Annotated in this window: 19 protein-coding genes and 1 tRNA gene; 4 read left to right on the forward strand and 16 right to left on the reverse strand. The window is 62.4% G+C overall.

Features of this window, described 5'->3' with window-relative positions; genetic code table 11:
- The 9 genes from C507_RS0118855 to C507_RS0118895 form a co-directional block, all read right to left on the reverse strand.
- Window positions 1-224: helix-turn-helix domain-containing protein (locus C507_RS0118855; protein ID WP_018701283.1), on the reverse strand; the 224-nt coding region annotated here is incomplete at its 3' end.
- A 90-nt stretch (window positions 225-314) separates the two neighbouring features.
- Complete coding sequence (locus tag C507_RS0118860) at window positions 315-665, reverse strand: EamA family transporter (RefSeq protein WP_018701284.1); 351 nt, start codon at window positions 663-665, stop codon at window positions 315-317.
- A 95-nt stretch (window positions 666-760) separates the two neighbouring features.
- The gene (locus tag C507_RS0118865) at window positions 761-1,660 is read right to left on the reverse strand and encodes a class I SAM-dependent methyltransferase (protein ID WP_083923701.1); all 900 of its coding nucleotides are present in this window, start codon (window positions 1,658-1,660) and stop codon (window positions 761-763) included.
- 41 nt (window positions 1,661-1,701) lie between these two features.
- Window positions 1,702-2,925 (reverse strand): polysaccharide biosynthesis protein, encoded by a 1,224-nt coding sequence (locus tag C507_RS0118870; RefSeq protein WP_018701286.1) that lies wholly within the window; start codon window positions 2,923-2,925, stop codon window positions 1,702-1,704.
- Between the two features lie 53 nt (window positions 2,926-2,978).
- A complete protein-coding gene (locus C507_RS0118875; protein WP_018701287.1) occupies window positions 2,979-3,941 on the reverse strand; it encodes a glycosyltransferase family 2 protein in 963 nt (320 codons plus the stop codon).
- Window positions 3,938-4,825, reverse strand: coding sequence for an NAD-dependent epimerase/dehydratase family protein (locus tag C507_RS22075; RefSeq protein ID WP_018701288.1), 888 nt, complete (start codon window positions 4,823-4,825; stop codon window positions 3,938-3,940). The genes C507_RS0118875 and C507_RS22075 overlap by 4 nt, the downstream gene beginning before the upstream one ends.
- Window positions 4,822-5,529, reverse strand: coding sequence for a sugar phosphate nucleotidyltransferase (locus tag C507_RS0118885; RefSeq protein ID WP_018701289.1), 708 nt, complete (start codon window positions 5,527-5,529; stop codon window positions 4,822-4,824). The genes C507_RS22075 and C507_RS0118885 overlap by 4 nt, the downstream gene beginning before the upstream one ends.
- Before the next feature lie 62 nt (window positions 5,530-5,591).
- On the reverse strand, window positions 5,592-6,503 hold the full coding sequence (locus tag C507_RS0118890; protein WP_018701290.1) for an NAD-dependent epimerase/dehydratase family protein: 912 nt from the start codon (window positions 6,501-6,503) through the stop codon (window positions 5,592-5,594).
- 122 nt (window positions 6,504-6,625) lie between these two features.
- Window positions 6,626-9,559, reverse strand: a complete 2,934-nt coding sequence (locus tag C507_RS0118895; protein ID WP_018701291.1) for a glycosyltransferase family protein — start codon at window positions 9,557-9,559, stop codon at window positions 6,626-6,628.
- 316 nt (window positions 9,560-9,875) lie between these two features.
- Between C507_RS0118895 and C507_RS0118900 the strand changes: the two genes are divergently transcribed.
- A complete protein-coding gene (locus C507_RS0118900; protein ID WP_169508991.1) occupies window positions 9,876-10,985 on the forward strand; it encodes an FkbM family methyltransferase in 1,110 nt (369 codons plus the stop codon).
- A gap of 51 nt (window positions 10,986-11,036) precedes the next feature.
- Here C507_RS0118900 and C507_RS0118905 read toward each other — a convergent pair whose 3' ends face one another.
- On the reverse strand, window positions 11,037-11,534 hold the full coding sequence (locus tag C507_RS0118905; protein ID WP_018701293.1) for a MarR family winged helix-turn-helix transcriptional regulator: 498 nt from the start codon (window positions 11,532-11,534) through the stop codon (window positions 11,037-11,039).
- Window positions 11,535-11,737: 203 nt separating this feature from the next.
- On the opposite strand from C507_RS0118905, the gene C507_RS0118910 reads away from it, so the two are divergent.
- Both C507_RS0118910 and C507_RS22605 read left to right on the forward strand, forming a co-directional pair.
- Window positions 11,738-12,964, forward strand: a complete 1,227-nt coding sequence (locus tag C507_RS0118910; protein ID WP_018701294.1) for a 3-hydroxybenzoate 6-monooxygenase — start codon at window positions 11,738-11,740, stop codon at window positions 12,962-12,964.
- A 110-nt stretch (window positions 12,965-13,074) separates the two neighbouring features.
- Window positions 13,075-15,945: a galactose-binding domain-containing protein gene (locus tag C507_RS22605; protein ID WP_026319247.1), complete on the forward strand. Its 2,871-nt coding sequence runs from the start codon at window positions 13,075-13,077 to the stop codon at window positions 15,943-15,945.
- 14 nt (window positions 15,946-15,959) lie between these two features.
- Here the strand turns inward: C507_RS22605 and C507_RS0118920 are convergent, their stop codons facing one another.
- Both C507_RS0118920 and C507_RS0118925 read right to left on the reverse strand, forming a co-directional pair.
- Window positions 15,960-16,865: a hypothetical protein gene (locus C507_RS0118920; protein ID WP_018701295.1), complete on the reverse strand. Its 906-nt coding sequence runs from the start codon at window positions 16,863-16,865 to the stop codon at window positions 15,960-15,962.
- A gap of 355 nt (window positions 16,866-17,220) precedes the next feature.
- Complete coding sequence (locus tag C507_RS0118925; protein ID WP_018701296.1) at window positions 17,221-17,718, reverse strand: lactoylglutathione lyase family protein; 498 nt, start codon at window positions 17,716-17,718, stop codon at window positions 17,221-17,223.
- 103 nt (window positions 17,719-17,821) lie between these two features.
- Here C507_RS0118925 and C507_RS0118930 point away from each other — a divergent pair, with 103 nt between their 5' ends.
- A complete protein-coding gene (locus C507_RS0118930) occupies window positions 17,822-18,712 on the forward strand; it encodes a LysR family transcriptional regulator (RefSeq protein WP_018701297.1) in 891 nt (296 codons plus the stop codon).
- 78 nt (window positions 18,713-18,790) lie between these two features.
- On the opposite strand, the gene C507_RS0118935 is transcribed toward C507_RS0118930, so the two are convergent.
- The 4 genes from C507_RS0118935 to C507_RS0118950 form a co-directional block, all read right to left on the reverse strand.
- Window positions 18,791-18,864: transfer RNA gene (locus tag C507_RS0118935), tRNA-Gln, on the reverse strand.
- Between the two features lie 84 nt (window positions 18,865-18,948).
- Complete coding sequence (locus tag C507_RS0118940; protein ID WP_026319248.1) at window positions 18,949-20,571, reverse strand: ABC transporter ATP-binding protein; 1,623 nt, start codon at window positions 20,569-20,571, stop codon at window positions 18,949-18,951.
- Window positions 20,572-20,576: 5 nt separating this feature from the next.
- A complete protein-coding gene (locus C507_RS0118945) occupies window positions 20,577-21,443 on the reverse strand; it encodes an ABC transporter permease (RefSeq protein ID WP_018701299.1) in 867 nt (288 codons plus the stop codon).
- Window positions 21,440-22,390, reverse strand: a complete 951-nt coding sequence (locus C507_RS0118950) for an ABC transporter permease (RefSeq protein ID WP_018701300.1) — start codon at window positions 22,388-22,390, stop codon at window positions 21,440-21,442. The genes C507_RS0118945 and C507_RS0118950 overlap by 4 nt, the downstream gene beginning before the upstream one ends.
- Window positions 22,391-22,416: the final 26 nt, after the last annotated feature.

Genomic DNA, 22,416 nt, shown 5'->3' on the forward strand with positions numbered 1-22,416 from the left:
CGGATCCGCTCCACGATGAAGTCCCGGTGCGGCTCCAGGACCGGCTTGCGGTACCCGCCCATCTTGGCGGGCGCCACCGACCCCGTCGCCCGGTAGCGCTGCGACCACTTCACCACAGAGGACACCGAAACCCCGAACCGGACCGCCACAGAGCGGCACGGCTCACCAGCCAGAACCGCTTCGACGACGCGCTCGCGAAGATCGTTGGAAAGAGGTGCTGTCATCAGATGCTGGCCTCCACCCCAGCCTGCATCTTGAATCACAAAACACGCCCAGCAGGAATCCCCGCCGATTCACAAAAACAAGGAAACGCTCTAGCTGCGCGCGATGACAACGATGCCAACGAAGATCAGAAGCGTGCCCATGATCCGTACAAGCGAGATAGGCTCGCTGAGAAGGAACCAACTTGCGAGGCTCGAGAAGACGAGCGTCAACCCGATGGCGATTGGATAGGCAATGGAGAGCTCCATCCGCGACAGAATGCCAAGCCAGAGCAGAAATCCGCAAATATAGAGGGCGGCACCTAGGCCGACAAAGAACAGAGGTCCCCAGTGGAGCGTCCCATTGAGCGCGTCACGGGCCAAGCCGAGATGCGTCTTCAGCAGGACGAGACCGCACACGCTGCCGAGGGTGTAGCCCAGAAACAGGGCGAGATTGATCCGCATTATTTGCCTCTCGCAATGCCTGCTTCGTGAACCCCAACCGGCCACGGGCCGACAGACACCTATCCAAGTAGGCCTGCGCCCGACCGTTTGGGATCTCAGCGCTTGCGCGCAACGACGTACATGATGTCGAACAGATTGACGGTAAAATTCAGATTGAAGAGCCGATAGTCCTTCAGCGCTTCGTAGATATTGCGCTTGTTGCCCTTCAGTGCGGTCAAGAAGTAGAGCACCGAGCGCAGGCGGCGTGAGTTGCCCGGATGAGCGACGTATATGACCTCGAAGCCCTTCGCTTCGAGCAGCTTCTTCATCGTTGGGACTGAGAAGTAGTGCAGATGGGTCGGCGGATGGATCATCCGCCACGATTTGCTCTGCAAGCGCGCGTTCAAGGATCCAATGTCACCTGTCGTCACAGCGACCAGTCCGCCTGTCCGCAGATCGTGTGCAGTCTTCTCCAGAAAGAGGTCGGGTCGCTTCAGGTGCTCGACGGTGTCCCACATCGTAATAACATCAACTTGGCGGCCAAGGTCGGTGTCGAGATAGTTGCCTTCCACGGCATCGACACGCTGATCCTCGATGGCCCGGCGGATCGCGTCCCCGGAGATGTCGATCCCTGACGCCTTTCTTACCTTCGGCGCGATTTCCTGAAGAAAATAGCCGTAGGCGCAGCCGATCTCGAACAGTTCGGCAGAGGCCAGATTCGGCATCAGCTTCTCTAGCACCGAGATCCGGCGGCGGAAATTCAGGGCGAGACTGTCTGCTTCGGCGACGTAGTCGAGATACTCGCTACCGTGGAAGTAGTCCTCGCCATAGAGGCGGCTGAGTTCCTCGTCAGGAATGCTCAGATCCGCAGATATAAACTTGCAGTTCTCGCACTGGAACAGACCGGGGAGCTTCGACGGGCGATAGGCGCCACCGCAAACGATACACGCGTCTACGACGTCCGCGTCCACGACTGCGGACGCGGAGGTCGGTTGAACAGGGGGGGCATCTGACATCGGTCGTTTCCGTTTTAATAGCCGGTATGTGCGGTTCCTGTTCAGACCCGCTGGTCCAGAGATCGGCCTGTCTCGATATGCTGAAGGTTGGGGACTGCGGACGCTATGACGTCCACAATGTCGGCCTTCGTGGTCCGGTCGGCTGCATTCGTTAGGAGCGTCTCGAACTGATCGACGACGGCGCCATTGCGTAGCGCGCTTTTCGCATGCCGCAGCGCCTTGAGGGAGGCGAAGCTGCTGTCGCACTCCGCTTCTCCGCGGCCCAGAAACTCCTCGTAGGGTTTTTCGCCACTTGTATCGAGCGGGGTGAGAAGGAGGGGCCACTTACCTTCTGCGGACAAGTTGGCTACCGCGTCGCGTGCGGCGTCTGGATCGTCGAAGACCACCGCTTCAAAGCCTTTATGCTCAAGCACGCGAAGGGCGACATCTTCAAGCAGGCGAAGCTCGGTTTCCGGATTGAGATCGGGGAAGTAGATTTTCTGATCGTCTCCACAAAGAGCTGCCAACATGCAGATCTCGCCAGCCTCTTGCCGGCTGACGAAATAGCGGCGCGTATCGCGGGGTGCAGCCAGGGGGTGACGAGATTCCAAGCGGACCGGAAAGGCCTGAAGCAAGCTGCCGTTCGAGAAAGCAACGTTTGCGAACCGGGCGGAGGTTGTGACAATTCCCTCGTCCTGCGCGGTATCGAAGAGAACGTCTTCCATCAGGCGCTTGCTCGCGCCCATCAAACTGGTTGGATTGGCGGCCTTGTCTGTAGAGACGGCGAAATATCGAGACACCCCGCCGCGTTCGGCGAGCCAACGCTTGAAGCGAAGTTGGCGCACCACATTGGTATCCAGCATCTGAAGGAGAGAGAACACATCCTTCTCCGAGCGCACGTGCTTGAGCGCTGCGAAATTTAGCACCACGTCAAAAGGATCTTCCTCAAAGAGGAAGCGCTTCATGATCGGGCCGCCAAAGTCGATCGGCAGCGTACGCAAGTCCACCCGGTCGACGGTGTTGGACTGATTGCGAATGGTGCGAACGAGCTCCGCGAGGTAGTTTTCGCTTAGGTCGACCACATGGAGAGCGCGCGGTGCCAACTCGACGAGAAGCTCGGTGGTAATGCTTCCGATCGTGCCGCCGCCGCCGATTACGAGGACCCGCTTGCCAGACACGGCTTCACGCAAGGGCCCGTCGAACGACCGGACATCCTCGGAAAAAATGGAGGTGTCCCGGCCAATGACGGCTGCCGTGAGGGATTCGATCGAACTGGGATGCGCCATCTGGTGGTTCAGCCTGATCTCGAGGGGAGTGCGGGGCTTTGGGGATCCGTGTACTAGCCGGCGCTGTCTGAGGGTGATGGACCGTCGTAGCGCCGGGCCACGATATAGCGGGGGCGGTCTTTCACCTCGTCAAAGATCAACGCGATGTATTCGCCGATGATGCCCAGAAAGAGCATGTTGAGGCCGGTGGCAAAGGACATGAAAGAGAACAGCGAGGCCCAGCCTGGTACCACGCGAGCCCCGAATAAATAAAGCATCGTCAGCACGATGCCAGCGAGGAAGCTAACTCCAGCAAGGACAAGACCGCTGACAACGCAAAGCCGGAGCGGGAACTTGGAGAAAGAGCAGAACCCGTTCAACGCAAAGGAGATCAATCTCGAGACCGAGTAGCTCGACTGCCCCGCGTGCCGCTGGGCTGGTGTGAAAGGTAGATAGGCCACGGTAAAGCCGACCCAGCCGACGAGGCCCCGTAAGAATGCGTTCTGTTCACGAAGTTCGTTGCGAAACACTTCGATAACGGGGCGAGACAGAAGCCTGTAGTCGGCGGCGCCCGGCTGCAGCTTGACGTGGCTGATCCTGCCAAGAAGGCTGTAGAACCAGCGCGAAGTGACGCGTTTCGAGGTTCCGGTTTCGGCGCCGTCCTGTCGAAGCGTCTGCACGATGTCCGCGCCAGCCTCCCACCGCGCCAGCATCTCCGGAATCAGAATCGGAGGATGCTGCATGTCGCTGTCCATCATAATCGCCGCATCCGCGTCACCGCATTCGTCGATGCCAGCGATCAGGGCTGGTTGATGACCGAAACGCCGCGACATTACGAGCGAGGTAACGCGAGAGTCCCCGGCAGTGAGAGCCCGGAGCGCATCTTCCGTCCGGTCGGTTGACGGGTCCATCACGTAGATGAACTGGAAGCGGTAATGCTCCTCAAGCGGCGCGATGGCATCTAGAAGCGCTTGGTGAAAGACACCAATTGTCAATTCCTCCCGGAACACGGGACTGATGATGCAAATGGATTTCATTGAAACTCGGTCTTCCACAATTCGCGAATTCCGTCCTCGAAACTGACACGCGGCCGCCAATGGCCAGTTTCAAGCAGCGCGGATATGTCGGCGACGACATCCATGACTTCGTTCGGCCGGCGTTCGCCGACGGCGCGGTAAGGTTTCGTCGAACCCGCGACGGTCCGGATCGCCTCGACGATGCCCCCTACGGAGATTGACGCTCCACTGCCAACGTTAAAGGTGTTCAGTCCCTTCAGGCTCCGGCCGAGGAGGAGGGCGTCAACCACGTCAGAGACGTGCACGTAGTCTCGTTTCGGAGCAAGGTCCTTGAGGACGATTTCCGGCACATCGGGATCGCCAACCTGGCCCATGATTTCCGGAATGAGAAAATGGCGGTCCTGTCCGGGACCGTAGACGTTGAAGAGCCGGAAGATGGAGACCGACACCCCAAACATCTCCGCGTAGAACCGGCAAGCCTCTTCACCCGCGAATTTCGAGTAGCCGTATGGATTGTTGAGCCTGACCGGAGCGGTCTCCGGAATTGGCAGGGCTTCAGGGGAGCCGTAGATATACGCACTGACATAGACCATCGGAATGCCCCGCTGCCGGCATTGCTCTAGCATTCGCAGCGTTCCGTGGGCGTTTACGAGATGGAAGTCGACCGGATTCTCCCAGGCTGCCGGCACGAAGGTACGGGCCGCCAGATGGTAAAGCACGCTGAAATCGCCGGCCGGTAAATCGTCGGCGAGGAGATCGAAGCCGGACGCACGCGACAATTCCACAACTGATTGACCGGCTTGCCGGAGCGAAGCGACCAGGTGACGGCCGACGAACCCCTTCGCGCCGGTGACCGCGGATCTCCCGGTCTCAGGCCTCGAGCCGTGGGTGGTCCGCGCGCTCAAAGCCCAAGGTCTTCTTTCAGTTTCGGCCAGTCGGCGACGGCCTGATGATAATCGTCGGGGCGGCCGATATCGAGCCAGTAGCCAGAGTGCTCGTCAACGAATACTTTTTCCTCATCTGCGATCAGTCGAAGCATGAGCTGATCAAACCCGAAATACTCGTCCTTCGGAATCCAGTCGAGCGCCCGGCGACTCACAGCATAGACGCCCATGCTGACCAGGAAGCTGGACTTCGGCTTTTCGCGAAAGCCGGTAAGGTTGCCGGCCTCTGACTGCTCGAGAACGCCGTAGTCGATCATCTGCTCTCGTCGGGACGCAGAAATCGTGAAGATAGAGTTTCGCGCCACATGGTCGTCAAAAAATCGACCGAACTCCAGATTGCAGAGAATGTCACCGTTCATGACGATGAAGTTGTCCGGCAGGTCATCGATAAGATGCAGGGGGCCCATCGTTCCGAGGGCCTTCTGTTCGAGAGAATATGTAATATCGATCCCAAGCCGTTCACCATCACCAAAGAACGCTCGTATGAGATTGGCTTGGTAGTTCACGGCGAGCACCACGCGGCCGAAGCCGTTATTCTTCAACTGTCGAAGGATCGCCTCCAGTATGGGAATGTCACCAATGGGCATGAGCGGTTTGGGAAGGACTACCGTGTAGGGTCGGAGACGGGACCCCAGGCCACCCGCCAGCACGACAGCGGTTTTCATTATGCTCTTCCTCTCGAGTTTTCCATCTGGCCTGAGCGTCCAAGCCGGGCTCACCTGCTCAATCAGGTCCTGACGTCCGGGTAGTGTTCACAGTACCACCGGTAGGTCGCTTCCAGGCCGTCTTCGAGCGAATGGCGCGGCTCGAAACCTAGACCTTTCAGTCGCGAAACGTCGTAGCTGCGGTCCAGCTGCCCGTCTGGCTTCTCGGCGTCCCATTGAACGTCGGCAACGGACGAAATCCTCTGCAATCCATCGACGACAGACCGAATGGGCACAGTCTCCCCGGATGCCACGTTAAACGCGCCCGAACCCTTCTCCCCAATCGTGAGAAGAGCCTCGGCAGCATCCACCGCGTACAGGAAGTCGCGTTGGGCACGGCCGCTGCCCCAGACCAAGACAGAGCTGTTTTCGGTGGCGGCCTTGTGGAACTTGGCGACCAGCGACGGGATCACATGACCGTGGGCGGTGTCGAACCGGTCGTGCGGACCGTAGAGATTGGTCATCAGCGCATAGGCATAGTCGAATCCAAACTGGCGCTTGTAGGCTTCCAGCTGAGCCAGCATCACGCGCTTGGCATGCGCGTAGAACATCTCCGAACCGTGCGGCGGCCCATCCCAGATCGCGTCTTCGTGCATGGGAAGCGGAATCCCGCCCGGATAGGCGGCCACTGTGCTCACCGCCACGAACTTCTGGCAGCCGGTGACGCGCGCGGCTTCAATGACGTTTGTGTTGATGCGGATGTTGTCGAGATAAATCTCGGCCGGGAACATCTGGTTGCCCATGATGCCGTGAACCCGAGCAGCCGCGTGATAGACGGCCGTCGGCTTGTACTTCTCGAAGATTTCCAGGGTAGCCTTGGCGTCCCGAAGGTCTCCGTCAGTGCTCGTTAGAGAAACGACATCACCATGCGCGTTCTGAAGCGCACTCTTGAGGGCCGCCCCGAGAACGCCGGAGGATCCCGTCAGAACAATCATCGACTACTCCGTCAGTGGTATGTCGCAGTGCACAGAGTCATCGAGTGCCCGCGAAGGTGGCTTTTGCCCCATACTCGCAAACGCTTTTATCCATGCTTGGGCGTCGTGCAAACCCGTCAGCTTCACCGTTTGAGGCCATTCCGGGCAAGAAAGCGCTGGAATCGGGCGCTAAAAGTCCGCGGTTTCACTTTAGCGGCCTCGTTGAGCTCCGCGCGATGAGGATAGCGGGGATCAATCAGGCAAACTGAAATGAGGCAAACGCTCAGGATGCGCTTGTCGGTTACATTGCCATCTCGCCCAAGCACGACCTCCGCACTGTCGGGCTTAAGGGAGACGACGCAATTCCCGCTGGACTCGATGTCGGCCGGCCCGAACGGTACAACGTAATTGTCAGGGTCGCCAGAAACGTCCAGCGTGGTTGTTTTCGTTCCATTGACGAAGACCGCGACCTTGCGGGATGGCAGGCTGTGCGCGTTTAGGTGCGCCCTCATTCGCAGGATCAGGGCACGCGGCTCGTCTGGGTTGTCGATGCAAAGCCTCAGCTTGCCGGCGGCGGAGCCGAGCCAGATGTGGTCGTCTTCTTGGGCAAGGAAACCTTCGACCAGGGTGTCCAGACCGCTCCCACCATCCCGGGCGGGTCGCACCTTGTTGAGTGAGAGAAGCGGAAATGGCTTTTGACTGACCGCCTGAACCTCCAATTCATGCAGGCGCAAGCTTAGTCGCCGTGGATCTAAAGTACGGCCGTCAGACGCCAGAACTGGCTCGGCGTGATCAGCCCGAAGTGTTACGACCATCGGTCCGGGCACACCGAAGTTCCTGGGCAATCTGAATTGGTAGGTTTGCGGGATATCGGAGAGCTCAAAATAGGCAATCTGCGTGTCGTTGACACTCACGGAGCAATGCTGCCGACGACCATCTTCGTGGGCATCGCGCCCGCTGAGGCGCAGGACAAGGTCGATGTCTGCTGACGTGCCCTGTTGCGGATTGAGCAGTCGAAAGGCCAGCGTGCCGGCGTTGCCGTCGATCCAGACCCCGCCCATTTCCAGGCCAGAAAACCCTTCAACCAGCAGGTCTGAAAGGGTTTTGTCCTTGTCAAAGATGAGCCTCTGGCCAACGAGAAGGCCGGGATAGCTTTCTTCAGGAATAATGATGTTTTGTACAGGCATCCGGCTGACGCCACCGGAGCGCTGGGCGAACTCCGGATTTGTGGCCAGTGCATCGACGATATAGCCCCGCTGGCGAGAAGTGGGAACGCTCGGCGCTGGCAGGGCACGCCGTTTTGGCACAACGCGCACATAGGTCGCCATGCCACTTTGGGCGAGCGGCCCAGATACGGCCGCAGATAGGCGTGCGAGCGTTGCCTCCTCGCCGTCAAGGAGTTGTAAGCAGTCGCCAGGCAGACTTCGCAAGTGGCTCGTGCGGTAAAGAAAGCGACCGCGATCCCTGCTCGACTGGCCGTCACGGAGGGAGGCCGGATCGCCAAAGAACCGGACGCTGTCGACGCTCCGAGACGCGCGTTTCTGGGCGCCCTTGTAGCCGGCCTTCTCAACGATCGCTCCGGACACGGCGAGGTGCGCATCGCTCTCGTTGTCGAGCGCCCTTGCAAGTCCGCCGAGGTGGTCGCAGAACCAGCGCTCGTCGAGCCCCATGAAGGCTACGTAGTCTGTTTGCACGCCAGCCAGTACCCTGGAAACGGTCGGGCCAGACAGGTGCCGGCCAGAGCGGTCGGCAACCTCGTGCGGTGCCGATCGAAGCGGCATGCCGGCTTCGACCCGGACCGACTTGAGTGCGCCGCGTGTCAGTTGCTGGATGTCCGTGGAATGACGATCCGCCATCGGGCTGCTGCAGACGACAACGGCAGAAACGTCAACGCCGCGCTGATCGGCAAGGTCTCCAAGGGCGGTCTCGATTTCACGCAGTGCCTCGCCGCGGCAATCGACGATGACGGTAACGCTCGCCGTACTCAGGCACGCCGTGTAGTGGGCGGAGCGGCGCGCATCGTGACCGATGATGATCTTTGAGAGCGATCGTTCGAGTGAGAAGGCATCGTCCAGGCGCTTCTGGCCTTCGATTGCCCGGGCGCGTGCCTTCGCGGGGTTCGCCCGGATCTCGTCGAGTATCGCCCGTGTTTGGGCGTAGAGCTCGTAATCGTCGCAGTTGTCGTCGATCATGTAGACGACATCGGAGAAGAACGTATCGATGAACTCGTTCGGGTTCGCGATGACAGCCGCCCCGGCGGCGAGCCCCTCGAATAGTCGGTTGCTCATCAGTGCGCTGCTCTGATGGGCCGGCGAGGAGAGGGCGAGACAGATCCCGGCCTTGTTTACGGCTTCCACGACGCTGTGACCGTCGAACGGCAATTCGCCGCGATAGGTTTTGAAGCCGCGCCAGGGTTCGGCCCCCTGAAACATCTTCGGCCCGTAGATATCGATCAACTCTTCATCGTCGAGCCGCACGAGCAGTTCATGGTGACGGCCGCGCTCGTTGTTGATCCGCTCCCAGTTGATGCCAACGTAGAACAGCCGGGAGTCGGACGAGATCGTCGATTCTAGATACGGGCGCGGCGGGCTGTGGAAGAGGACCGGGAAATCATCGGGGGCAGTCTGCCGGGCGCCCCGGAAGAGGTTCCGGGCATGCGCGTCCGCGTCTTCTGACCGGCAAGACAGACAATCGGTATGCGTGAGCATCTGCTCGATCGATTTCTCATACCCGAACACGGTGTAAAATTCGATTGGCTGCCAGAGTGCGTAGTAGGAATAGACGTCGAGGAAGCGCGGCGATTCGAAGTGCAGGCAGATCATGAAGTCGACCGATCTGGCGTCGATCGGCTTTGAAGTATCGAGTTCGATCTCCGTGTTCGCCCAGAGCGGATAACCGTCGTTGTCGACGGCAATCATAGTGGCGCCGACATTGGTCGCGGCGGTCGAAAGTCGCTGGAGAACCTCGTATTCGGCGTTCTTGAGGTCTGGCCAAGTGTGCGGAACGATGAACGTGGCCGGGGCCGTAGAGGGGGCGTCAGCGAGGCGCTGCCGCAGCTCGGCGATGGGATCAATCATGTAGGGGTGGGTCCTGTCCAACGGCACGCTCAGGGGCAAGGCCCCGGGCCGGCGAAGTCGCTCGCTTTCCCCTCCGGCACACCGACTTGCTAGCATATTGGGCTTGCGGCGCAAGGCGTCTTGCGGAAGCGCTGCACGTTGCGCGGAAGGCAGGTTCCCAGCGATTCGCTGTGGTTGTGATCTTGACCCGATTGCTCGGTGGGAACGAGTTGCGCTAGTTTCTCCGACATTGAACAGCCTTGGAGACGAGACATCGCAGATGCATCGTTGTCTGCGAGGTCTGCTGTGCTCCGAACGATCGAGTTTGCGAAAGAAGATGATGGCTGAGAACCCTGCTGCCGGGACGGCGAACGGCATCGACGAAGGCACGAACCCTGCTGGCGAAAAGGGCCAAGGGGGGGCTTGTGCCGAAGGAGGTGGCCTGCCCAGCGAAATTGCTCGGAAATTCCAGGAGCATGAGAATGTCGTCCGTTCTTTAGTGAACGAAACTCGCGGCGAATTGCTCTCATCTATGTCGAAAGAAGTGCATCGTCAGTTCCACGTTAATCAGACTGCCCTTGCTCAGGAGATGCAGCGTCAGCTGGAACTCGTCCATCAGCATTTCGTCACGGAGATGCACCGGCAGTTTGTGCTGCTCGATCAACGGCTGGAGGATCGCTTCACCTTCTCCTCCCAGACCCCGCCGACGGCGGATGAGCAGGCACGGATTCTGGAGTTGGCTGCGCACTTCGCGCCGAAGCGTCTTAGGGGACTGGGCAAGGTTCGGATCGGCGCCGATCACGACGGCGGGTACATTCTCGCGGACAGGCTCGCAGATTCTGGTGGAGAGGCGCTCTCGCTCGGCGTTGCGGATGAGGTCTCGTGGGACGTCGAGATGGCCGAGGCCGGCTATTTGATCCATCAGTATGATCACACGGTCGACGGACCGCCCTCCGAGCATGTGAGCATCCGGTTCGCCAAGACCAAGATTGTCGCGGTCCCGGAAAGCGGTGGAGCTACGATCGCAGAGGCGCTGGCGGCTGTCTCGGTCGACGCGACGGACCTCATCCTCAAGATGGACATTGAGGGCGATGAATGGCAGGTCCTTGAAGGCATCGATGACGTCAGTCTGTCTCGCTTCTCCCAGATCGTCTGCGAGTTCCATGAATTCAGGCAAATCGGCGACGACGCGTGGTTTCAAACGGCGCGGGCTGCGCTCGAAAAACTGTCACGGAGTTTCGACGTCGTGCATGTGCATGCGAACAATTACGGCGCGCTCACGGCGCTCGGAAATGTGCCCTTTCCCGACCTGCTCGAAGTCACCTTCGTCAACAGAGACAGGTTCGAGACGGAGGAGGGGACGGAGTATTTTCCAACCTCTCTCGATAGGCCGAACAGAGGCGACCGGCCCGACATCTTCTTGGGCACGTTTCGGTTTCCGTCCTAGCTCTGCAGCCGTCGCGGGCGCATCAGCTTTGCGGTGCGCGCCGAACGGCCTTTAATCAGTTCGCCGCAGCGGGGCGCGGCTGTGGTCGTTGGCGGCGGCCGTCGCCTTTTCCAGAAGGGCGAGGAAGGTCGCGCGCTCGCTCTTGTCGAGGCCGTCCAGCGTGCGCTGCTGGGCACGGAAAACCGCCGGTGTGACGGTGGCGACTGCCTCGTCTCCGGTCGTGGTCAGGACGAGTTCGCGGGCCCTTCGGTCGCGCGGGCTGACGCGGCGGTCGACAAGCCCCTTCTGGACCAGCCGGTCGACCACGCCGCCGATGGTCACCCTGTCGTAGGCGATCAACCCGGCGAGGGTGGCCTGATCCAGCCGCGGCTGCGAGCGGATGGCGCACAGGGCCGCATACTGGACCGGTGTGAGCGCGTGACCGGTGCCTTCCGTCTCCTCCAGGAACAGCGAGACGGAGGCCTGGTGCAGCCGCCGGATCATGTGGCCGGGCATCGTCCACAGATCGGCCTTCGCCTGCGTCCGGTCCTTGCTGGTTGCGTCTGTCATGCGTTCGTCCGTTGCGGCTATCTCGCGGTTTCCTACACCATCCGCGCGGCCGGCGCAGGCGCGCGGGAACGGCTGCCACGCGAACCGGACGAGCCGGCCCGGCCATGACAAGGTGCAATTGACGAGTATACTTATCATTAGTATGCTTATCAATAACCGTCGCGATAACGGCGGACCGAACAAGGGCTTACGGGAGAGACGGCATGGCTTCGGACACCCCCATTTTGATTGTCGGAGGCGGCATCGGCGGGCTTGCCGCCGCGTGCGGCCTGGCCCGCGTCGGTATGCGCTCGCTGGTTCTGGAGAAGGCGTCCGAGCTTTCCGAGATTGGCGCGGGCATCCAGCTCGGCCCCAACGCCTTCCGCGCCTTCGACCGGCTGGGCGTGGGCAAGGAGGCGCGGCAGCTCGCCGTCTACGTCGACAGCATCCGCTTCATGGACGCGGTGTCGGCGGAGGAGGTGATGAACATCGCGGTCGACGAGGCTTTCGTCTCCCGTTTCGAAGATCCCTATGCCGTGGTCCACCGGGGCGACCTGCACCGGGTCTTCGTGCGCGCCTGCGAGGCGAGCGATCTGATCGAGGTGCGCACCGATGCGCCGGTGGTCGACTACGACCAGGACGGCGACAGCGTGAGCGGCATCCTGGCCGACGGCACGCGCATCGCGGGGCGCGCGCTGATCGGGGCGGACGGGCTTTGGTCGAAGATCCGCAAGCGGGTGATCGGCGACGGGCTGCCGCGTGTTTCCGGCCACACGACCTACCGCTCGGTCATCCCGGTGGAGGACATGCCGGAGGATCTGCGCTGGAACGCCTCGGTGCTGTGGGGTGGCCCGAAGTGTCACATCGTCCACTACCCGCTGCAGGGCGGACAGGCCTTCAACCTCGTGGTGACCTACCACAACGACGCGCCGGAACCCGTCATGGGCCTGCCGGTCGACACCGAGATGGTGCGCCGGGGCTTCGACCACGTGCATCCGAAGCCGCGCCAGGTCATCGAGCGCGGCCGCAACTGGAAGCTTTGGGTCCTGTGCGATCGCGAGCCGGCGGCCAACTGGACGGACGGTCGGGTGACGCTCCTCGGCGATGCCGCGCATCCGATGATGCAGTACATGGCCCAGGGTGCCTGCATGGCGATGGAGGATGCCGTCTGCCTGGCGCAGGAGATGGAGGCGGCGTCCGGCGACGTCGGGCGTGCCTTTCCCGCCTACCAGGCGCGCCGCGTTCCGCGCACCGCGCGCGTGCAGCTCCAGTCGCGCTTCATCGGTGACTACGTGTTTCACCCCGACGGAGCGAGCGCCCAACTGCGCAACATGCTGATGGCCTCGAAGACCCAGGACGAGTGGCTCGACGCCATCGACTGGCTCTACGGTGTCAACGGGCTGAGCCACGGACCGGCCGCGATCGGCGGCGGCTCGAAGACGCTTGCGTAGGCCGTGCGCACCCGTGGATCCGGTCCTCAGCTATCGCAACCGCCTGATGGATATGTCATTACAGCAGAATGCGGGGGAGCCGTTGGCGTCGTGCGGGGTAGGTGGGCTGTATGGCCGGCAGGTTGGCGGGTGTGTTCGGACGTTCCTTTGATGCGCTCTCTGCGCTGACTGTTCGGGCATACGACAGTGTCCGCGCTTATCCCAACTTCACAACGTCGCTTTTGCTGACCCTGGTCTTCTTCTATCCGAGCCTCAGGGCGGGTGGGGGCACTGCGGGCCTGCTGTTTACGGGAGACGTTCTGGGCTACTATTGGCCGACGCTTGCAAAGATGCAGGATCTTTTGTCTGGCTTCCATTTTTGGGCGTTGGATATCAATCTCTTTAATGGAAGTTCGGAATTCTATCTCCCTGCGAATTTTTTTGGAGCGCACCCGCTCTTCGTTCTTTTAGGCCTGCTTTCTGCGCCATTCCCGATCGGATATTTTGATGTTGGATGGTTCCTTGTCTTCGCTGTCGCGCTAGAATCCTTCTTCGCCTGCTATTATCTGCTTATGCTTGCGCAACGGGATTTCGGCCTTAGCTTCGGCACTTCTGTCTTCGCAGCCACCTTCTACGTGTTTGGCTTCAGCACCATCGACGCGCTGGAAACGCCGATGTTCATATTCTGCTTCGCGATGGTGGCCCCTTGCGCATACGCGATGATGCGTTTTCAGGATCGGCCATCTCTATGCCTTCTGCCCTGGGCAGCGCTTCCGGCTCTCGTGATGTTTCTTGGTGGTTACATTCCGCTTGGCTTGGCGAGCGCACTGCTCGCGCTTGCGATCGTTGCAGTTAGGATTTTCCTTTTCTCCCCAACGTGTCTTGCGAGCATTGACCGGGTCAAGCGATTTGCACTTGCGTGCATCCCTGTGGCGTTGGCATCGGTCGTGGTGGCGCCGTTTATGCTCGCTTCGTATCTATATCTGGCTGAAACGCCGAGTCCGACGAGGCCGGACCTCTTCTACAGTGCTCACCAGCTTGGCGACCTGCCGCACATGGCGCTGCGGTTGCTCTCTTCCAGCCTGGAGGTCCCTGGCCACGACTACGTCTTCCCGGTCCATTGGGGGCTGGTCGCGGTTTACATCGCAGTTGTATTCCTGCTCTCGCCGCGCGCGTCGCGCAATCTGACCAGTGATGAATGGCGCCTTCTCAAGCTGTTGCTTGCCGGCTACTTCGCCACGCTTCTTGCAACCTTCGGCTCGTACTCGCCGATCAGCGATGCTGTCTACTATTTCGTGCCCCAGATAGGCGGGATGCATCTCTACCAACGCTTTCTGTTCGCAGCGAATGTCCTGCTTGGCCTGTCTCTCGGGGTGATGCTGCAGGGTATCGTGCGAAGCGAGGCTACTCCGGTGCTGCGTTTCGGGGCGATTGTATCGATTGCCGTGTTCCTGGCAGCTGGGTTCGCTCAAGCACACTTCTCCGCTGCCACTGAAAGCGTCGGACTGGGGCAGGCGCTGGTCTTCGAGCTACTCGTCGTGGTGATCCTTGCGTCGGTGCTCCTTGCGCCGGGTCAGCGGTTTCGGTTCGCAGCGGCAACCGTTTTGGTCCTCCTCGTGCCGCTGAACGCCATGTACGAGCGCTCACGAGGTAATCACGATCGTGCGACGGTCGCAGCACAACAGCCGGCAATGCTCGATCCGCAGACCCAGCAGGCGATTGTAGACTACCTAAAGCAATACAGTGATCGGGATCTGGTCAAGTACGTGGACCTGACACCGCTTTGGGCGGGGTCGCCTGAGGAATTCTGGGACCACCACGAGGAAGCGTTCCCGAAATCGTTTCCTTATCTCGTTCTGAAAGATCTGGACCTCGGCTCGTATGGCGGATTCAGCTTCTATCTGGCGCCGCCAGCCGACTATATGAAGGTCATGCCGGTCCGAGGGCAGTATGAATTGCAGCCGGACTGGGATTACGCTAGGCGCACGGGCGCGGAATTCGTGGTTCTCCGCTCGGACGCGCTGGTGAGTCTCATTGATGCGGGGCTTGTCAGCGACGATGTCGAGCCGTTCCGACTTCCCGACGGTGTCATAATCACACCGCTTGTCGCCATGGATGCCACTCGCGTTCTCTATGAGAACGGCTACTTCCAGGTCAGCAAGGCTGGTGGGGGAGCGACGCTTACCAATCTTGCAAATGGCGCCACGGCCCGTCAGAGCGCAACGATCGGTGGCGCGGACGCGGTAAGGGCCTTGGACGGAGACCGCAACGGCGCGTTCGCCTCAGGTTCTGTGACGCACACCGACGAGGATCCGAACGCCTGGATCGAGATTGACCTGGGTGCTTCCGAGCGGATCGATGAGATTCGCATTTTCAATCGGACCGATTGCTGCGGGGCACGCCTAGATGGTGCCTGGGTGCTGGTTTCGAACGCGCCTTTCGAGCCTTCTGCCACGCCAGAAACGGTGCGTTCCAAGGCATGGCGCCGATTGATCCTGGGCGGTGCGGCTGAGATCCGCTTGCCGACCCGCGGCATCGAAGGGCGATATGTGCGGCTTCAGCTTGGCGGTAGTCGACCCGGCGGGTCGCATTTTCTGCATGTTGCTGAGATCGAGGTCCTTCAGGAGAACGATCCGGGTCCTCTGTCTGCTGGCGATCCCGTGTTGGCGGCGTTCGAAAGCAACGGGGCAAACCATTTCACGCTGGAAACAACGTCCAGCGAGCCGGTGGATGTGAGCTGGCTCCTTTGGAGCGGGCGCGGACTGGAATTCTTTCTGGATGGACAGGTTGCCGAGCCGACCGTGGTCAATGGTATTGCCACTTTGGTCGTGCCGGCCGGGCGTCACAAGGTAGAAGTGGTTTATTCCAACCCGGTGCTGCTTCTGTTCTGGCTAATCTACGCCGCCTACGGGCTTTCCCTCGTCGCCTCTGCTGGTGTTTTGGCCCTCCGACGCTCACTTCAGCCAGATCACCGCAGTTCGCAGACGTCCGCGGCGGGCTGAGCGCCAAAGCCTGCTCAGGCCCGCAAAGGATTCATCCTATGGGTCCGATACTCGGCTGGCTGAACCTCCCGAAAACCGGCAGCGAGGTCTTTGCGCACGAAGAACGCGTTGATGAGCGTCACGTCCATCCCGACCAGAATGTAACCTTTCTCCGCGGCGACCTCACAGGCCGCTGCAAGCGAGGAGCCATAGGATGTCTGGAATTCGAGCGTGTTGACGGGGGCTTCCGAACTGGTCGCTCTTCCAAAGACGGGCTGATCACACTCCAGCCGGTTGTTCACCTCGACCATGACGAGCCTGGGATCGACCACGGTGACAGCCCGCCACATCGCGACATCGGCGCCGTCCACGTCGATCGACATGAGGTCGACTTCGCCCACAAATCCCGCGTCCCGATAAACGTCGTTGATGTTCTCGGTGGTGACTTCAGCAGTGACAATGCTCGGCGAGAAATAACGGGACGGACGGCCATTGCGCTCGGGCGTGTGGTAATGCTTGGTGCTGAGCGCGCGTGCGAAGAAGTGACGGATAGCACCAGCTTTGGCGGGATCGATGTCCACTATCAACCCGTCAAACCCGAAATTTGTGATCAGGTTGATCGTATTGCCTTCCGGTATTCCGATGGTTGAGGCGCTCAAATCGCAGCCGACCTCAATGCACCGCTTGGTCTTCATCCCGATGCGGGACAGGAGATACATCAGGATCCCATCCTCGTTGTTCTGAGAGAAGACGCTGAGTCCGATTTCGTCGAAATCAACCTCATCGGACAAGGCTTTGAGCTGAAGGTAATACTGCTTCACAGAAAGGGGATGCGGAGGGTTGTCGCGAGCCAGGTAGCTGTTCGAGGCCTGCCTGTCGTCGATGATCAGCGCGGCGACGTCTTCGCGCGTTGCGGCAGTCGGCTCGGTGGTGTCGGTCATCTCGGCCCTTTCCTCAGCACCCCTGGTGGGCGCGCGTCTCAAACGGTGCGGGCCTTAATCGCTTGAGGCAGGCCGCGCACGGCTTCATAGGGACCACAACGCTGTCGCGCAATCGGGTTGCTTGGCGGTCCGCTACTTGCTGACGCGCGGTTGTGGCGCGTCGTTAAATTTTCGAGCGTGTCTGCGACGCGTAGAACCGGTCAAGTCACAGGAGCCAGGGTGCCGATCCCGCTATCGGCAGCCATTGAGGTCAGGTGGTCCAGCCTGGATTTGGCGCGATCCCCAACCAGCCGCGGTAACGCCAGACCGGTGGCTTGGGTTCGGGCGCCTCATCAAGCAGGGGCGCCGCAGTCTCCTATTCGTAAGCGCCAGCGGAGTAGGTGAGCTCGTAGCTGTGGCTGTAAAGCTCGAAGACGATGCCGAACGGGTCTTCGACATAGACCATCCGGTAGGGCTTGGACCCTGGGAAATACTCGCGTACCGGCATCCGTTGCCGCCCGCCGGCTTCGACGATGCGCTGCGCCAGACCCTCGACGTCCGGGTCCTGGACCGCGAAGTGGAACGTGCCGTGGCGCCTGTGCTCCAGCTTGTCGTCGGGAGCGTAATTCCCCGGAAACTCGAAGATCTCGATGCCGATGCCGTCGGCGGTCGACAGGTGCGCGATCCTGAGGGAGCCCCATCCGGGGCCGAACACGTCCGTGCACATGACGCCGATGGCGCTGTCGTCCTCGATCGCCTCGGACGGCGCCATCACGACGTAGAAGCCGAGCACCTCGGAGTAGAATTTCACGGCCGCGTCGAGGTCCGGAACGGACAGGCCGATGTGGGAAAAGGTGCGGGGTGGCTGTGTCATCTCATATCTCTGTTGGCATCTCGCTGACGCCGATATGGACTGCGCACATCCTTCTGTGAAATTATCATTCCGGATAATAAGCAGAACAAAGTGTAATCATCAGATGCTCAACGCCACCTGGCTCGAGACCTTCACGACGCTTTGCGAGACCGGGCATTTCACCCGGGCCGCGGAGCGTCTGACCATGTCTCAGCCGGGCGTGAGCCAGCATCTGAGGAAGCTGGAGCAGCAGGTCGGGCAGGGGCTGATCAGCCAGCAGGGCAAGAGTTTCACCCTCACCGCGGCCGGTGAAGCGGTCTTTGAGCTGGGTCTGTCGCGGCGAGCCGAGGAGCAACGCCTGCGCACTGCCATCGAAGCGGATGACCCGAATTCCGGGCCGGTTCACATCGCATGCTCGGGCAGCTTCGCCATGTTGCTCTACCCGGTCCTGTTGCCCTGGATGCGCAACGCGCCTGACCTGAAGGTTCATCTCGAGGCGGCGCCGCAGGCCGAGATCCTGGCAGGGCTGCTGGAAGGGCGTTTCGATCTGGGCGTGCTGGGGGCGGACCCCGACCACGCACGGCTGGAAGCCCAGCACCTGGGACGCGAAGAGCTGTGTCTCGTCCTGCCGGCGGACGTAGCCGACACGCCTGTCTCTTTCGCCGACCTCGAGGCTCGCGGCTTCATCGCGCATCCCGACGGCTACGGCTATGCCGATGATCTGCTGAGATTGAATTTCCCCGACGACTACCCTGGCGCCGACCGGCTGAGCGTGCGCGGGTCGGTCAACCAGATCGGTCAGATCCCCGCCGCCGTGGCCAGGGGCATCGGCTACACGCTGCTTCCCCGAAGCGGCGTGGAAGCGTTCGCAGAGCGAGACAGCCTATCCGTCGTCCCGCTTCCGAAGCGCCGCTGGCACGAGCTGTGGCTTGTCGTGCGCCGCGGGCGTCGCTTGTCGGCGCGGGTATGCTACGCGCGGGAGACGATTGAGACAGCGGCTGGCCAACTCCGCTGAGCGCCAGGTCGTCCGATCAGGGTGCTGAAGACGCTTCCCCGAAGAGATATATTTCTCAATGCCTTGATCGGAGAAGCGTGGCTGGGGCGCCAGGATTCGAACCTGGGATCACGAGACCAAAACCCGTTGCCTTACCGCTTGGCCACGCCCCAATCCGCATCGCGCGGCATCGTCGGGCCGCGTCGAGAGGAAGCGTTCTAGCGTCTCGCCGGGCGCCCTGCAACGCCGGACCGGACTCAGTCCACGGTGGCGGCCTCGCGCCGGGTAAGCGCCCGCTCCAGCGATGGCGCGGCATCCAGAAGCGCGCGCGTATAGGCGTGGGCAGGGCGCGAAAAGACCGCGTTCGTCGCACCGCTTTCCACAATGGAACCGGACTGCATCACATAGACCCGGTCGGTCACGGCGCGGACCACGCTCAGATCGTGGGAGATGAAGAGGAGCGCGAGATTCATCTCCAGCCTCAGGCGCGCGAGCAGGTCGAGCACCTGCGCCTGCAGCGAGACGTCGAGGGCGGAGACGGGCTCGTCGGCGACCACCAGCGCCGGCCGGGTGACGATGGCGCGGGCGATCGCGATGCGCTGGCGCTGGCCGCCGGAAAACTGGTGCGGGTAGCGCGCGGCGTCGGCCTCCGCGAGCCCCACGTGGTCGAGGGCGTCGACGATCCGGCGCCGGCGCTCGTCGGGGGCGCAGGCGCTACCCAGGAGATGCAACGGCTCGCCGACGATGCGGCCGACGGTGTGCCGGGGATCGAAGCTGCCGTAAGGGTCCTGGAAAACGGCCTGGATCTCGGGGCGCACGGAGCGCAGCTCTGAAGCGGTCATCGCGAACAGGTCGCTGCCGCGAAAGCGGACCGTTCCGCCGTCGGGCCTGTCGAGGGCAAGGATCGTGCGGGCGAGCGTCGATTTTCCGGAGCCGGATTCGCCGACGAGACCGGCGCTCTCGCCCGCCCGGACGGAAACGCTGACGGCATCCAGCACCCGCGCCTCGCGGCGGGGTCCGAACAGGCGTGCCCGGGGCAGGGGGTAGGCGCGCGCCACCCGTTCGGCCTCGACCAGCAGCGGCGCATCGGCCTTGGGGGCGGGAACCGGACGCGGGGTGGCGGTGGTCGCCGCGATCAGCCGGCGGGTCTCCGCGCTCTTCGGGGCACGGAAGAGGGCGAGGGGCGCGGCCTCCTCCACGATCCGCCCATCCTTCATCACGGCAATCCGGTCGGCCATGTCGGCGACCACCGCGAGATCGTGGGTGATGAGGACCAGCGCGGCGCCTTCGGCCGCAGCCACGTCGCGCAGGAGGGCGAGGATCTGCGCCTGCACGGTGACGTCCAGTGCCGTGGTCGGCTCGTCGGCGATGAGAAGCTTCGGGTCGGCGGCAATGGCGATGGCGATGACCACGCGCTGGCGCTGGCCGCCCGAGAGCTGGTGCGGGTAGCGATCCGGCCCGACGCCCTGGTCGGCGAGGCCGACGCGCTTCAGAAGGGTTGCCACCCGCGCATCGACGGCGGCGCGCCCGAGCGGCAGGTGCAGGCGGACGGCCTCGGCGATCTGGTCGCCGACGGTGCGCACCGGGTTGAGCGCGGTCATCGGTTCCTGGAAGACGAGCCCGATCTTGCGGCCCCTGATGCCACACATGGCGCGCTCCGACCGGGTCATCAGGTCTTCGCCGTCGAGGCGGATGGACCCGCTGGTACGGGCGCCGGCGGGAAGCAGCCGCATGACGGAGAGCGCGGTCATCGACTTGCCGGAGCCGGATTCGCCGACGATGCCGACGGTTTCGCCCGCGCGGACGGTGAGGCTGACGTCGTCGAGGATCGGCTGCGCGCCGATCGACAGGGACAGCCGGTCGATGTCCAGAAGCGCCATGTCGCTCACCGCGTCCGATCCAGGCGGGGGTCGAGCACGTCACGCAGGCCGTCGCCCAGAAGGTTGAGGCCGAGGACGGAGGCAACGATGGCGAGCCCCGGCACGATGGCGAGCCAGGGCGCGATCGCCATCATGGTCTGGGCGTCGGCCAGCATCTTGCCCCAGCTCGGCATGGGCGGCTGGGTGCCGAGGCCCACGTAGGAGAGGCCGGCCTCCGCGAGGATCGCCAGGGCGAACTGAATGGTGCTCTGCACGATGATCAGGCTGGCGACGTTGGGCAGCACGTGTTCCACGGTGATGCGCGCCCGTGTCTTGCCGGCGACCCGGGCGGCCAGAACGAATTCGCGGCCCCACAGCGCGCGTGCCGCGCCCCGGGTGACCCGAGCGAAGACCGGCACGTTGAAGATGCCGATGGCAATCATGGCGTTGATCGCGCCGGGGCCGAAGATGGCGGTGATCATCACTGCCGTGACCAGCGCCGGAAAGGCGAAGACCAGGTCGCTGCCGCGCATCAGGATGCTGTCGAGCAGGCCGCCCTCGGCCGCGGCCGCCAGCCCAAGCGGCACACCGATCCCGATGCCGATGGCCACGGCCACGACCGCGACCCCGAGCGAATTGCGCGCCCCGACCAACAGCATGGAGAAGATGTCCCGGCCGAAGGCGTCGGTGCCGAGCCAGTGAACCGGGTTGGGCGGCTGCAGCCGGTCGCGGATCACCACCTCGGCAACCGGAAAGGGGGTCCAGACGAAGGAGACGAGGGCGGCGGCGAGCAGCGTCAGCGTGATCGCCGCGCCGATCAGGAAAGAGGGATGGCGCAGCGCCCGCGCGACCATACTGCGGCGGTTCACGCCGTCGATAGCGGTCTCGCTCATCGGCCGGTGTCCCTGAGCCGGGGATCGACGGCGGCATAGGCGAGGTCGACCAGGAAGTTGACGATCACCACCGTTGCCACCAGCAGCACGGTCAGGCTTTGCACCACGATCAGGTCGCGCTGGGCCACGGCCTGGAAGATCAGCCGTCCCAGCCCCGGCAGGTAGAAGACGTTCTCGATGATGATGGTGCCGGCGATCAGGAAGGCGAACTGCAGACCGAGAATGGTCAGCACCGGGATCAGCGCGTTGCGCACGGCGTGGCGCCAGACGGTGGCCAGGAACGGCAGGCCCTTGGCGCGCGCGGTGCGGATATAGTCCTCATGCAGCACGTCGAGCAGGGCGGAGCGCATCACCCGGGCAAGGATCGCCGCCTGCGGCAGCGCCAGCGCGATGGCCGGCAGGATCAACGAGGCCAGGGCAGCAGCGGGCCCTGCATCCCAGCCTGCAAACCCGCCCGCGGGCACCCAGCGCAGCGTCACGGCGAACAGATAGACCAGCAGGATCCCGAACCAGAAGTTCGGCACCGCAACGCCCACCTGGGCAAAACCCATCACGGTGGCGTCCGGCCAGCGATTGTGGGCGGTGGCGGCAAGCGTGCCGAGCGGGATGGCGATGGCGGTGGAGAGCAGGAGCGCCATCAGCGCCAGCGGCAGGCTGACCAGCGCACGGTCGGCGATCAGGCCGGCGACCGGCACTCGGTAGGTGTAGCTGATGCCGAAATCGCCGACGAGCATGCCGCCGATCCAGCCGAGATAACGGGCGAGGGCGGGCCGGTCGAGGCCGAGCTCGGTTCTCAGCGCCGCGATGGTGTCCGGCTGGGCGTTGACGCCCAGCATCAGGCTGGCGGGGTCGCCGGGCAGGATCTCCAGAACCGCGAATACGACGACCGTCGCGACGAGCAGCGTCGCGACGAGGCCGCCCAGCCTGCGGATCAGGAAGACGAGCACGGATCTCCCCGCCTATCGGGTGAGGG

It is taken from the genome of Amorphus coralli DSM 19760, from assembly GCF_000374525.1.
Classification (GTDB): Bacteria; Pseudomonadota; Alphaproteobacteria; order Rhizobiales; family Amorphaceae; genus Amorphus; species Amorphus coralli.

What these genes read in the sequence shown, in the direction of transcription:
- C507_RS0118860 (WP_018701284.1), bottom strand. Translation starts at nt 665, where the DNA reads ATGCGGATCAATCTCGCCCTGTTTCTGGGCTACACCCTCGGCAGCGTG.
- C507_RS0118865 (WP_083923701.1), bottom strand. Translation starts at nt 1,660, where the DNA reads ATGTCAGATGCCCCCCCTGTTCAACCGACCTCCGCGTCCGCAGTCGTG.
- C507_RS0118870 (WP_018701286.1), bottom strand. Translation starts at nt 2,925, where the DNA reads ATGGCGCATCCCAGTTCGATCGAATCCCTCACGGCAGCCGTCATTGGC.
- C507_RS0118875 (WP_018701287.1), bottom strand. Translation starts at nt 3,941, where the DNA reads ATGAAATCCATTTGCATCATCAGTCCCGTGTTCCGGGAGGAATTGACA.
- C507_RS0118885 (WP_018701289.1), bottom strand. Translation starts at nt 5,529, where the DNA reads ATGAAAACCGCTGTCGTGCTGGCGGGTGGCCTGGGGTCCCGTCTCCGA.
- C507_RS0118890 (WP_018701290.1), bottom strand. Translation starts at nt 6,503, where the DNA reads ATGATTGTTCTGACGGGATCCTCCGGCGTTCTCGGGGCGGCCCTCAAG.
- C507_RS0118895 (WP_018701291.1), bottom strand. Translation starts at nt 9,559, where the DNA reads ATGATTGATCCCATCGCCGAGCTGCGGCAGCGCCTCGCTGACGCCCCC.
- C507_RS0118900 (WP_169508991.1), top strand. Translation starts at nt 9,876, where the DNA reads ATGATGGCTGAGAACCCTGCTGCCGGGACGGCGAACGGCATCGACGAA.
- C507_RS0118905 (WP_018701293.1), bottom strand. Translation starts at nt 11,534, where the DNA reads ATGACAGACGCAACCAGCAAGGACCGGACGCAGGCGAAGGCCGATCTG.
- C507_RS0118910 (WP_018701294.1), top strand. Translation starts at nt 11,738, where the DNA reads ATGGCTTCGGACACCCCCATTTTGATTGTCGGAGGCGGCATCGGCGGG.
- C507_RS22605 (WP_026319247.1), top strand. Translation starts at nt 13,075, where the DNA reads ATGGCCGGCAGGTTGGCGGGTGTGTTCGGACGTTCCTTTGATGCGCTC.
- C507_RS0118920 (WP_018701295.1), bottom strand. Translation starts at nt 16,865, where the DNA reads ATGACCGACACCACCGAGCCGACTGCCGCAACGCGCGAAGACGTCGCC.
- C507_RS0118925 (WP_018701296.1), bottom strand. Translation starts at nt 17,718, where the DNA reads ATGACACAGCCACCCCGCACCTTTTCCCACATCGGCCTGTCCGTTCCG.
- C507_RS0118930 (WP_018701297.1), top strand. Translation starts at nt 17,822, where the DNA reads ATGCTCAACGCCACCTGGCTCGAGACCTTCACGACGCTTTGCGAGACC.
- C507_RS0118940 (WP_026319248.1), bottom strand. Translation starts at nt 20,571, where the DNA reads ATGGCGCTTCTGGACATCGACCGGCTGTCCCTGTCGATCGGCGCGCAG.
- C507_RS0118945 (WP_018701299.1), bottom strand. Translation starts at nt 21,443, where the DNA reads ATGAGCGAGACCGCTATCGACGGCGTGAACCGCCGCAGTATGGTCGCG.